Annotated in this window: 16 protein-coding genes and 1 pseudogene; 4 read left to right on the top strand and 13 right to left on the bottom strand. The window is 42.1% G+C overall.

What is annotated here, in order from left to right; translation table 11 throughout:
* Positions 1-887: 887 nt before the first annotated feature.
* Positions 888-1,841 (top strand): nucleoside hydrolase, encoded by a 954-nt coding sequence (locus VK080_RS14575; protein WP_324225498.1) that lies wholly within the window; start codon positions 888-890, stop codon positions 1,839-1,841.
* Between the two features lie 105 nt (positions 1,842-1,946).
* Here the strand turns inward: VK080_RS14575 and ytxJ are convergent, their stop codons facing one another.
* From ytxJ to VK080_RS14530, 9 genes are all read right to left on the bottom strand, one after another.
* A complete protein-coding gene (ytxJ, locus tag VK080_RS14570; protein WP_324225497.1) occupies positions 1,947-2,294 on the bottom strand; it encodes a bacillithiol system redox-active protein YtxJ in 348 nt (115 codons plus the stop codon).
* 108 nt (positions 2,295-2,402) lie between these two features.
* On the bottom strand, positions 2,403-2,708 hold the full coding sequence (locus VK080_RS14565; protein ID WP_324225496.1) for a hypothetical protein: 306 nt from the start codon (positions 2,706-2,708) through the stop codon (positions 2,403-2,405).
* Positions 2,698-3,168: a UPF0158 family protein gene (locus tag VK080_RS14560; RefSeq protein WP_324225495.1), complete on the bottom strand. Its 471-nt coding sequence runs from the start codon at positions 3,166-3,168 to the stop codon at positions 2,698-2,700. Before VK080_RS14560 ends, VK080_RS14565 begins: the two co-directional genes overlap by 11 nt.
* 17 nt (positions 3,169-3,185) lie before the next feature.
* The gene (locus tag VK080_RS14555) at positions 3,186-3,599 is read right to left on the bottom strand and encodes a secondary thiamine-phosphate synthase enzyme YjbQ (RefSeq protein ID WP_324225500.1); all 414 of its coding nucleotides are present in this window, start codon (positions 3,597-3,599) and stop codon (positions 3,186-3,188) included.
* Entirely contained in the window at positions 3,599-4,288 is a 690-nt protein-coding gene (locus tag VK080_RS14550) for an RNA pseudouridine synthase (RefSeq protein WP_324225494.1), read from the bottom strand. The genes VK080_RS14555 and VK080_RS14550 overlap by 1 nt, the downstream gene beginning before the upstream one ends.
* Before the next feature lie 271 nt (positions 4,289-4,559).
* The gene (locus tag VK080_RS14545) at positions 4,560-5,126 is read right to left on the bottom strand and encodes an NADPH-dependent FMN reductase (RefSeq protein ID WP_324225493.1); all 567 of its coding nucleotides are present in this window, start codon (positions 5,124-5,126) and stop codon (positions 4,560-4,562) included.
* A 189-nt stretch (positions 5,127-5,315) separates the two neighbouring features.
* Positions 5,316-6,338: a hypothetical protein gene (locus VK080_RS14540; protein ID WP_324225492.1), complete on the bottom strand. Its 1,023-nt coding sequence runs from the start codon at positions 6,336-6,338 to the stop codon at positions 5,316-5,318.
* A 3-nt stretch (positions 6,339-6,341) separates the two neighbouring features.
* Positions 6,342-7,220, bottom strand: coding sequence for a permease prefix domain 1-containing protein (locus VK080_RS14535; protein ID WP_324225491.1), 879 nt, complete (start codon positions 7,218-7,220; stop codon positions 6,342-6,344).
* A complete protein-coding gene (locus VK080_RS14530; RefSeq protein WP_324225499.1) occupies positions 7,217-7,540 on the bottom strand; it encodes a PadR family transcriptional regulator in 324 nt (107 codons plus the stop codon). Before VK080_RS14530 ends, VK080_RS14535 begins: the two co-directional genes overlap by 4 nt.
* Before the next feature lie 103 nt (positions 7,541-7,643).
* Here VK080_RS14530 and VK080_RS14525 point away from each other — a divergent pair, with 103 nt between their 5' ends.
* Both VK080_RS14525 and VK080_RS14520 read left to right on the top strand, forming a co-directional pair.
* Entirely contained in the window at positions 7,644-7,853 is a 210-nt protein-coding gene (locus tag VK080_RS14525) for a hypothetical protein (RefSeq protein ID WP_324225490.1), read from the top strand.
* Positions 7,854-7,999: 146 nt separating this feature from the next.
* Entirely contained in the window at positions 8,000-8,356 is a 357-nt protein-coding gene (locus VK080_RS14520) for a DUF1992 domain-containing protein (RefSeq protein WP_324225489.1), read from the top strand.
* A 745-nt stretch (positions 8,357-9,101) separates the two neighbouring features.
* Here the strand turns inward: VK080_RS14520 and VK080_RS14515 are convergent.
* The gene (locus VK080_RS14515) at positions 9,102-9,413 is read right to left on the bottom strand and encodes a UPF0236 family transposase-like protein (protein ID WP_324225488.1); all 312 of its coding nucleotides are present in this window, start codon (positions 9,411-9,413) and stop codon (positions 9,102-9,104) included.
* Entirely contained in the window at positions 9,373-9,651 is a 279-nt protein-coding gene (locus tag VK080_RS14510; protein ID WP_324225487.1) for a UPF0236 family transposase-like protein, read from the bottom strand. Before VK080_RS14510 ends, VK080_RS14515 begins: the two co-directional genes overlap by 41 nt.
* 255 nt (positions 9,652-9,906) lie before the next feature.
* Here VK080_RS14510 and VK080_RS14505 point away from each other — a divergent pair, with 255 nt between their 5' ends.
* Positions 9,907-10,992: an ABC transporter permease subunit gene (locus VK080_RS14505; protein WP_324225486.1), complete on the top strand. Its 1,086-nt coding sequence runs from the start codon at positions 9,907-9,909 to the stop codon at positions 10,990-10,992.
* Here VK080_RS14505 and VK080_RS14500 read toward each other — a convergent pair.
* The gene (locus VK080_RS14500) at positions 10,943-11,071 is read right to left on the bottom strand and encodes an HAD hydrolase-like protein (RefSeq protein ID WP_324225485.1); all 129 of its coding nucleotides are present in this window, start codon (positions 11,069-11,071) and stop codon (positions 10,943-10,945) included. The two genes, VK080_RS14505 and VK080_RS14500, sit on opposite strands and share 50 nt — an antisense overlap.
* Before the next feature lie 165 nt (positions 11,072-11,236).
* Positions 11,237-11,603 (bottom strand): annotated as a pseudogene (locus VK080_RS14495) (glycerol phosphate lipoteichoic acid synthase); the annotation flags it as partial.

Genomic DNA, 11,603 nt, shown 5'->3' with positions numbered 1-11,603 from the left:
ACTCGGTGGATGTTCAGCTCGTCGCTTTCCGCGGGCGGCTGGTGAGCCTCCTCGTGCTCGTCGCGTTGCAAGCTATCTCTGTGAGGTATACGCTCCTCGCAGAAAAGATTGCTGCCGCACTGCGGGGTCTCACCTATGCCTTTAATCCCGCAGGAGTCTCCGTATATTTCCTCCGCTAAGGCAACTTATTGTTTGCCTTTAGCGTTGGTCATTTTTGTTATGTCCCAGTCTCATTTTTATAGTAAGATTTAAACAGAATTTTAAACTCAAGTTCGACAGTTCATAGGTAAGCAAAAATCCGCAAAAAGCGCACTATGACAGTGTTTTCACAAGGTTTATAATACATGGATGTGTTACTGGCCTCTTGCCTGAATGAGGTTCATTTGACCTTTTGATGCGATTTTTCTTGCTAAGTATCATTCATTATAAGTGCGCGTAAAATTCATTCGCCCCCTCAACATAACCCTTCAGTTTTAGAAATTTATAACTGCCTGACCTTTACCGAAATTGTGTGCGTCATGGCGTACTTGTATCACATAGTGCTCAACAATATGACGGAATCCAGTTAATCCCCGTCAATAACTTAAAAGAATGCCAACCCGGAATGCAGTTCTTTCAATTGCCTACTACGGAAAATTAGAATGAGCCAAGCCAATGGTTATTTATCACTACGATCCTGACCATACGGCAGGCATGCCATTCCATTTATAATTGACACCCTCGAAATACGGCATTACGTTGGTCCAGCATTTTATTTTGAAACTTCTTCAAAAACGCGGTCCTGTCGGAAAAGCTTTTAACCGTTTTCTCCACTTCAGAAGCCTCTCATCGGACAAACATACAAGCAAACACTATCTTTTTTTCATAAGGTAGGTTGAGGTGATTCAATGAAAAAAATAATCTTATTTGCCGATACAGGTATAGATGATTCTATCGCGTTGACTTACGCGCTGAAGAATCCCGAGGTAGAGCTACTTGGAGTGGTCAGTGGTTACGGAAACATCGATCGAGAAAAAGCATATCGAAATGTCGAGTACTTGTTGGAACTGGCAGGCCGTACAGATATTCCTGTCATCGCTGGTGCTACACGTCCCCTGAGCGGTGAAGAACCTACTTTTTTTCCTGAAATCCACGGCATGGAAGGGTTGGGTCCAATCAATCCTCCAATGCCAGAAGAACGTTATGCAAATCGTACGAATTTCAGTAAGCTGTTTAATTTAATCAAGAACAACCGTCATGAGGTAACAATCGTTAATGTCGGACGATGCACTTCTCTGGCCATTGCCCATTATTTAAGTCCTGAAGTGATGGAAGATATAAAAGAAACCTATCTGATGGGTGGAGCTTTTATGGAACCTGGCAATGCGACTGAAGTAGCCGAAGCGAATTTTTACGGTGATCCGATTGCCGCTAATTACGTTTGTCAAAATGTCGCTAACCTGACAATCGTACCTTTGGATGTGACAAGGGATGCTTTATTGAGCCCGGGAGACGTCAATCTCATCGATACGCGTTCAGATTCACCTTTAGAAAAGATCATCAAACCGATCTTGGATTTCTATTATGAATACTATCAACAACAAGAGCCAGGTATTACCGGAACACCGCAACACGATTTGGCTGCTTTAATGGCTACGCTTGATATTGACGGGTTGTATGAGTACAAAAAAAGAGAGGTTAAGGTTGAATATAAAGGTAAATTTGCATACGGTAAAAGTATTGCTGACTTCCGACCAGGGGCGAGTAATTGTTTTGGACCAAAATGTACACGTATTGCCCTGAAAATTAATCAGGATGTTTTTGTCTCAAACGTCCTTGAAATCTTAACAAATCATAGATAAACTGCTTTTGTTATTCATTTACATTCGGAATATGGACGCCCAGCAAAAACAAATTATAATCTCGGAAACCATAAACTGCTGCAAAGCAAGAATGCAGCAGTTTGGCTATACCACTTGTTGCAATGCCTGATTTATAGAATCCTTGGTTATCTTTGAATGCGAGGTATGCCAGAGCACTTTATTATTTTTTATCAGAAAAATCTGCGGGGATTCATGTTTGACACCCGTCTCTTCGGCTATCTGATTAGATATCTCTCTGTTTTCAATCACTTTGACCATATAAACACCCAGATCATCGCCGGCGGATTCCAGAAACGTTTGATATTCTTTATACGCACCAGCGCTGATCGGGCAAGTCGTACTATGCTTAAAAAATAGAACCGGTTTTTCCATTGAGCGTCCCCATGCCTGCTCTAATTCCTCTTTTGACTGCAATTCTTTTAATTCTGCCATTTACAATCACCCCTTAATTTATTTATTCCGAACACGCTTGGCCACATAATGAGTGGCATACTTTTACTCGCTAGACGGATTTCCTGTTTTTGAAAAACGTAAATGTTTTTAGGGCTCTTTTCCCCAAGATTTGTAAACTGTTTTCAAAGGTTTAAGCTCATATGCTTTCGCGAACTTGTTCAGCGTTTTCAAGATAAAATTCATTTTTCCCAGTCCGTCGACCGTCACTCTCTCAAGATAAGGAATCTTTTTCCTGCGCCAATCTGCCATCTGCTTTGGCGTCAGACGATCCATTCCGACTAAGAGATCCACCGGACTAATATATCCCTTTTCTTTCAGGAGCCCGTCCGCATGAGGCGTACCATCTTCTCCATTTTTTGACGGCTCATCACTATCTTCCCTTTTACTCAACATATTCAAGCCCATGATCTTCACAAAATTCGATTGCAATTTGCTTGTAGCGTTTATCCCGATAATTATACCAATCTTCCGCCAGATCCAGGTCGATAATCATATCCTTAAACCGTCTGAAGGCTCCTTTTCCGCGTATGGTGTGCAGCAGTTTGTTCTGCGCATTGGAATCTTTGATGGAAAAGCAAAAATCTTCCATCATCCCGTATTCGTTGATGTCAAATTGTGACGGGATTGGTAAGTATTTCTCCATATCATATTCCACAAAGTCGATGGCCAACTCCATCTGTTCCTGCTGCCAGTCAGGCAAATGGTCATATGGCTCACCATCTTCTGCCATCCTGACCAATTTTTCCATGATATAGATGATCTCACCGGTTTCTTTATTAATGAGTTGAAAGTGCTCATCCATTTGCATGCCCATTTCATCCGCGAGGTCTGATATTTTTACTTTGCTGCCCATTCGTTTACCACCCTTTATTAACCTTCCAATATTTTTACATAAACCGTTCTTGTCCTTGGTCCGTCAAACTCACAGAAATAAACACTTTGCCACGTGCCCAAAATCAGACGGCCATCATCAATAATCAACATCTCACTTGCACCGACAACAGATGACTTCATATGCCCATCAGAATTGCCTTCCATATGGACATATTGTGGTTTATTCGGAAATGTCTCATCCAGCCCGAATTTCAGGTCTGTTTTAACATCGGGATCGGCATTTTCATTAATGGTAATCGCACCAGTCGTATGTGGACAGTACACAACCATGATCCCATGCCGGACACTGCTTTCCTCCAGTACCTTGTCCAGGTAGCCGTCAAGATTGGTGAACGATTGTTTCTCATGTGTTGCAATCGTAAAGGTATGCAATGATTTCCCCACTGTCATCATCTCCTTTTGCAAAAGTTCGGCCAAAGATGCCATGGGTACACATCCGGTGGCAAAGATTCACTTTTTGTCATATCCTTCTTTGTCGGGTGTTCAAACGTCAACACATGTGACCAGAGTGCAATCTGCTGGCCCGGTTTATTGACCTTATGCCCATATTTCTGATCACCGTAAATAGGACAGCCGATGGTCGCCAATTGAACGCGTATCTGGTGAGGCCTCCCAGTCTGAAGATTGATTGATAGTAAACTCAATTCCTCGTTTTCTTCAATCATCTCATAATCCAGCACCGCTTTTTTTGCCTTTTTCGTCTTTGATGAAACAACATGAACTTTGTTTTTATGATGATCTTTCAGCAAATGGTCTTCCAACGTGCCGTGATTTTGCGGAGGCTGTCCCCGCACGACGGCCAAATAATGCTTTTCAAACGCTTCCCTGCGTATAGCGTCCGAGAGACGTGAGGCTGCTTTGGATGTTTTGGCAAAAACCATCACACCGCCAACCGGACGATCAAGCCGATGGACAAGCGCCAAAAAGACGTTACCCGGTTTCTGATAACGGATTTTAATATCCTCTTTCAGCATTGTCAGCAGATCCTTATCCCTTGTGTTGTCTTCCTGCACGGGTATATTAACCGGCTTTTCAACGACAAGAAGATGATTGTCTTCATAAAGAATTGGAATTTCCACCCGCTCACACGTCTCCTTCAGAAATGTTAGTTATAGCATATCATATATGAACCCGCATGCTCAGGTTGATTGATTTTTTCTGTCATTGCCTGTATGCAGCAGCCCCAACTGATCCGGCATTCATTGTGAACTTTAGCATACAGGCGTAAAAAACGGGAAATATACACGATACATCTCCCGTTCCATGAGCCTTATTACGAATTAATTGGTTACAGCTCCATCATTTTCCCGAACATATTCCAGTTAACTGTTGCATAACCTTATTTTTTCTTTAAAACGGAAATGCTGAATCCTTCGCTTTTTGGATTTCACTGAACACGTTAATGCCATGTACCAAATCATCTGCCAGCTGGTTCAGCCTGAATATGGCATCCTCATCCACAATTTCTTTCTGATAATAATTTTTTTCTTCCACAAATACATATTTGGGCAGGATCACTGCTTTCATATAGGACAAAATCGGTTTCAGCTGGTGCTCCGGTACTAAATAATGTTTAGAAGAGCCTGCTGTTGCGACAATACCGGCAACTTTATCCCTGAACGCCTCGTTCGGAAGCAGATCGAACAGGTTTTTCAATGCCCCCGGAATGGATGCCTGAAAAATCGGTGTCCCGATAATATAAGCATCAGCGCTCATAATTTTTTCCAATACTGTTTTCGTATCACCGCTATAGTCACGGTAATCCCGGCCATCACTGAAAACAAGTTCATAATCACTTAGGTCAATTAATTCCGTTTTTAATTCCTGATGTTCACCGTTCATTTTATTTAAAACCTGTTCGACGGCAATTCGTGTTTTCGAGCCGACAACAGATCCGGCTATGCCAATCACTTTCAAAATCAATGCCCCCTCAAAATTCTATCCGTAAAACAATTGATTTCTTTAATGCTATTTTACACAAAAATCGTCAATAAAACAGTTATTTGAATTGGAGGCTTTCATTTACCAAAATATACTTGTCTGATCCAATTATGGTCAGCATCATAATAGCTGCAAAAGCAATGCATCCATTTTCGGTCTTCCTTATCATGATTCACTGTCCTCCGGTATCCCAATGTCAACGTGTTTCCGCTCTTCCCCATCTGCACTGATTTGCCAATAACTGTAATCCGGATCAGCCCCAGCAAAATTTTTATCCACAGTTACCATCAGCATATCCTGATCATGAAAAAATACCGGACTTGTCACATGTTCATGAAAGGATGTCATTTGCACTGCCTGTTTGGTATCCAAATCCATCCGAAAACCTTCGTACACGAATGTGCCATTTTCATCTTTCGCAGCAACATCTGAGAAAACAATATGCATTCCGTCCTGTGATAACGTTGGAGATGAAATTATCGGCGAGCCCGATGCAAAGTCACCTATAGGCACGATTCTTTCTACACTGCCATCTTCAAGTGAATGCAATACCAGCTGATCGCTGCTTCCGTAATTTTTATACATCAGCTGTTCCCCATTCGGTGTCACTTCAAGCGATGACATGCTGTAAGCTTTTCTGTCAGTAATCTGTTCTGTCTCACCGGATTCCAGATCCATACGGAAAATATCAAAATCATGCGGACGCTCAGAAGCAATCGGCGAATAATTTTTATAGACATCAGCTTTCAGGAAATATAATGACTTCCCGTCCGGTGAAAATGCACCCTCTGTTACATACCCACTTGTGTTGATTCGTTGTATAATCGTTTGACTTTTCCGGTCAAAAATCCGCAACTGACTGTACCGGCGTTCTTCAGTTTCCCATTGTTCAATAAAGGCAACCTTGTCACCATCCGGGGAGAATTTCGGATTAATAAACGACTTGCCCTTATCGGGTTTTGCCAATAGATCAGCTTCCCCGCCGCTGACAGGGACAGTATATAACGCGGCATCATCATTATGATAATATGAAAAAACAAGTTCACTGTCATCGGGTGAAATATCGGTTGACTGCCCGAATCCGGAAAAGCCGCCCTCTGTATCAGCAAACGAGCCTGCCCCCCACAGGATTAAAAAAAGAATAACCATTCCTGTGATAAAACTGATGTTTTTCATTTTTAATGTCATATTTTAAAACCTCCCCGTGAACAAAAGAAGCATGACATAAGGTAATAATATCGACAGCACAGAAAAACCGAGACCGGATATAATCGATAACAGCGGCTTTTTCGCAATAAACGTCATCTGAAATTTATACGTCAAAAGCCAAATAATCATCGGAGTCAGCGTCAAAAGGCTCTCTATTCGAGCCTCTGAAAAAGCAAGGAACGCCCACAGGAAAAAGAGGCTCAAACCAGCAACAGCAGCACCAAACAGCAAATTTATCGCATAACTGAACAAAACAAGCCCACGCTTTTCTTGTTTGTTTTCAGTATAGCCGCTCGAGTCATAAGAATTCCGGATGACTGTAACAGCTCCAAAAACCATCAGAATCAACAGATAAATAACGAAAAAGATCGCCTGCCATGTTGACAAATCCCACGCTAACGTAAAGTTTATCCCGTTCCAGATAACATTAACAAGCAGCACTAAATTGATGATATAAAAATACCGTCCGACAAATGAAATGTTGATGGCAGCCAGTGTAACCGCACTTCCTGACAAGAGCTGAACAGCAAGCCACCAGATGGGAATCGGTTCGTTAAGAATAAATAGCAGGTTCAAATAAAAAATAACGCCAAATAAAATGGTTCCGATGCCAATCACATATAACAAACCGCGCTGAAACGGATACATCGATTCCTGCAGATGGTGTCCGATTGTATCCGCATTTCCAAATTCGGATAGTACCCGCTTTTCAGCCTGCTCCTCTCCAAAACCCTTATTGATATATTGTTGTTTCGCTTCCTGTAAATGATTGAGAAGTTCCTCTCTGATATCCTCACGTTCATCATGCGGACTTTGCAATTGCTGTAAAATCGTTTCGACATACCGTTCAATCCGTGTCATGACAAGTCTCCCGATGTTTTGGTAATCAGGTTGTGGACACTGTTCCACTCGTTAAGCTTTCTTTCCAATTCAGCTTTACCGTCGTCCGTGATTCGGTAATACTTCCGCCGTCCATGATCCGTTTCGTACCAATACGATTCGAGCCAATCCTTTTTTTCCATACGTTTCAATGCCGGATACAGAGTGCCTTCCCCCATGTTATACAGCTGTTCACTTTTCTCTTTCAGCACTTTGACCATCTCATAACCATACATATCATTTCCGTTCAGCAGATTGAGCAATAAAATATCAATACTGCCCTTCATGATTTCACGATCCATCATAGCATCACCTCTTACATTATTGTATTACGATGTACATCGTAATACAAGGTTGAGAATAAAAAGCATGGTGCAGCAAAGATTAAATCATGAGGTGAATCGTATGAAAAAACGAAGCAAAAAGACATTTAAACGGCGAACACAGGCGAATATTGATGGCGAATTAAGCGTGCAGGACGGGCTGGATGCCAATCATCCGCTTAAAAAAGAAGACAACTATGCCGGCGATTCGGTTGAGGAGCATAAAGAACTGGAAGCTGCAAATGAAGTCATGGCCGAGAAAGAGATCGAGCAGATCAATCATAATTCATGATAAGAACGACCGCCGTATTTCGTTTTTGGAAATGCGGCATTTTTAATCAGTTGATGCTATTGATGGTGTTAAATAAAAATCCGCTGAGCGTTAAGCAAAAACGGCCATTCTTTGATATAATGGAAGCACTAAAAGGAGGCTTTCCCATGTACATTATCGTCGAGGATAAAATTAAAGAAGCAATCGAGAATGGTGATTTCGACAATCTGCCGGGGAAAGGAAAAAAACTGAATGTAAGGGATGAACTGCCAGGACTGTCACCGGAACTGAATCAGGCCTATAAGATTTTAAAGAATGCCGGTTTTGTCCCGGAAGAAGGCAATGACAAACAAAGCGGAAAAGATATGTCCACTGATGATTTAATGACGTATGCAACCGGTGAGGAATACAAAGATGAAGCCAAAAAGAGCAAACAATTCGACGACCTCGTCAAAAAGCGAAAACTCCATCGCAACCCGAAATTTCCATTTTACCGCAAAAAAATATTCAAAAAGCTGTCCTAAGAGAACTGGTAATGACTGCGAAATGTCAGATGCCGGTTCTTTTTTTCTATCATACTGCAATACCACGTTAACCATATGTACAAGACTACATTATAGTTCATCGGTAAATTTAGAAGTATTTTAAAATCGGTGATAACGGCTGGTAATATATGCTATAATGAAGGCCAAGCAATGACTGGCTTCTCAAGGGAGGGTGGCTCATCTCTGTAACCCGTCGGACTGCCATTGTTTTCAATGTCAGGGCGGAAGGGGGTGATGCCATGGACGAATCAACCTACTATTCTTTGTCCCTAATAATTTTTTTGGGACACTAGTGGCAATGATGATGTCCGGTAAAAAGTGAGACCTCCCCTCTGAGTTAGCCGCTCTGTTTGGGAGGTCTTTCCTGGACATTGAGCCGCCCCCTTTGATGGGGTTCGGTCGTTGCACCGTTCCATGTGACTGCATGGAACGGTTTTTATATGCTATGCTGTATGATGTCTTTCTATGTATAGTATACCACAGATTTTATGTTTGTACACGTTTTCGGTTAGCCTGGAGTGAGTCAAGTTTTTGCGGTAAGTTTCTCTCGACCTTTGATTTTGTTTTTGAAAGTACTTTTTCGTGAATGATATACATGCTTCCTGATTTCAAATGTATAAATACTTTTCGTGCCTTGACATGGAGCCTCTGTGGGCTTGCAGCGCTTCTTCAAGCGTTCCATCAAAGCGATGAATGATACCTCTTACCATGGCATCAAGTCCGTTTATAGACCAGCTATAACCCATTTTCTTAAGGCCTTGGAAAAGAAGTTCATGTTCGACTCAGCTGACCCCATAGGACGCATCCACCCTGTTTCAACACCCTTTTCCTGCAATCTCTCACGATAATCCCGAAATGCTTCCAGATTGTCCAGAATGAACGTGCGTAATTTAGCGATTGCTTCTTTTTTGTTATCCTCTGTTTCCGCCTTCTCCGCCTCAGCTATAGCGTCTGCTAAAGCAGCCGGGTCAATAAGGGCTAAGGGAGTCGTTCCCCTAAAACTGAAGACATTGATCCAACAACGCCACTCGTACACCCTTTTCCCGGTCTTTGTATTTCCTTCTCTCTATCGTTACCGGCCCAAATACCGTATCTATAGAAGTTGGTTGCTTTTCCTTATATTTATATCGCTCATGGTCTCTGTTTTCCATAAGCCAAACATCGATGTCCGCCAACAGCTTTTGTAATACAACATGAAAATAATATTGCAGCCGTTGAAACAGTTCTTGTTCAATTTCTTTTAAATGAATCCAATTGTTGTTATCATGATACATAGGAACTCCACCTTTCTAGTCTCTGACAATTCTAGTTTATCAAAGGTGAGAGTTCCTTTGTTATTTAATACTAAGAAAACAAAGACTTAACCCCTTCTCTGATATTGGGATTCCGCCCACGGAACCCCAATATCAGAATATTCCTATTCGTATCTCCCTTCCCGTAAACATTTTACTCATACAAGCTATTTTACGGATCTGGGAGAGTTCCTTCTAATCTTTATCCAGCCGGATTCCTGGGTATACGATGTATCGATGTCATCAGGGGAATTTTCACTGATCGGTACGTTGTGGGACCCGTTTGTTTATTCACTGCAGATTTTGTTTGGTGCTTTGCTGCTTGGATTTTCCCAGGCATTTATATTTGCATTCGGTGCCAATTTCCTCCCCCGGAAAATCCTGCAGGTTGTCAAACGGGGCCTGGATTTTCTTGAATCGGTACCTGATATTGTCATTGCCGCCCTGGTGCAGATGCTGATGCTCTTTTTGCTCAAAGCATATGACATCGAGTTGTTCCGGGTTGCGTCCTATATGGAAAACAAGGCGTATGCATTACCAATGATTACGCTGGCCATTTTGCCAATGGTTTCGCTGTTCAAGATTCTGCTCTTAATGATTGAAGAAGAATTCACCAAGGATTATGTCCTTTTCCTGAAGAGTAAAGGCATCCGGAAGATCGGCATTCTGGTAGTACATGTGCTGCGCAATATCATGCCAACAACTTTCCACCACACAAAAGTGATTATCTGGGCTGCACTCTCCAGCCAGTTTATCATTGAACGGATATTCAATGTGCACGGTATCAGTTTTTTCATCCTGGAAAGTTTTACACCAATGACAATCGCCGCATCATTAATCATGCTGTTCACACCGTTCTTCTTTATTTTTCAACTGGTTGATTTATGGCTGGATAGGAGCCCTGAATCTGCCTTGCAGCCGGATTTTAAAAAACAGCGGTCATACAATCCTTTAGTGTTTCTTAATAATCTGCTCTATCGCTTCAGGCGAATTGAGTGGAAAAAACTGAAACCATGGAAACCAGCAATTGGACTACTCCGAACGGTTTACGGCTATTTAAAAAATCGGAAAATTGCTGCCGGGACTCTGTTTTTCCTGGTATTGATCAGTACCAGCGTTATTTATTCTGTAACGGCAAATGATCATGTCGATCAGGCCTCAATCGTTTACGAGGAGGATGGCACAACAATCAAAAGCACACCGCCTCATGCCCCGCCTGAGCCGTTTTTACTCGGTTCTGACGGTCAGGGGTTCAGCATGCTGGATATGTTGATCATCGGTGCAAATCATCATCAGACAGTTCCCTGCCGTCAAATGTTCTAAAAACATCCTGAAACGCCCGATAACAAACCGGCAATGTATCGGCTAACGTCCCATCAAAGTCAAAAATAATCGCCTTCACCAAAACAACCTCCTCCGAAATTATCCTGCAGATTCTATATTATCAGACTACTTGTTACGTTGCACTGTATCATTAAGCACACTTATAAATATTCCCCCACGGAATAAAAATACCTCTCGCGTTTTAAAAAAGAAAAGCCACCACGTCAGAAGTGGAGGCTTTTCATTAATCATCATTTTCTTCTTCACCAGATTTTCCATACCGGTATTCACCCGGATCAACAGGTTCCCAGTCTTCATTCGGTTCATGGAATCGCAGCAGGTCACCATTCAGCAAATCGTCATTCAGACCCAATTCATAATGGACCTGTTCCTTCCGTTCTTTCATCTTTTCTGTCGGTTCTTCGATGACTTCTCCTGTTTCATTATCATAGTAATTCCCTTCGACGTAGCTGTAGTCTTTTGTCATGAAGCTACCATTCCGGAACGGCACAAATTCCTTATGCTCCTCAGAAAACATATCCGTACCGAACTGAATGTAATCTTTGGCATCAATTCCCAAGAGATGCAGCAACGTCGGCATAACATCCACT

Source organism: Lentibacillus sp. (assembly GCF_035301925.1).
Taxonomy (GTDB): domain Bacteria; phylum Bacillota; class Bacilli; order Bacillales; family Amphibacillaceae; genus Lentibacillus.
This window is presented reverse-complemented; position numbering and strand designations above follow the sequence as displayed.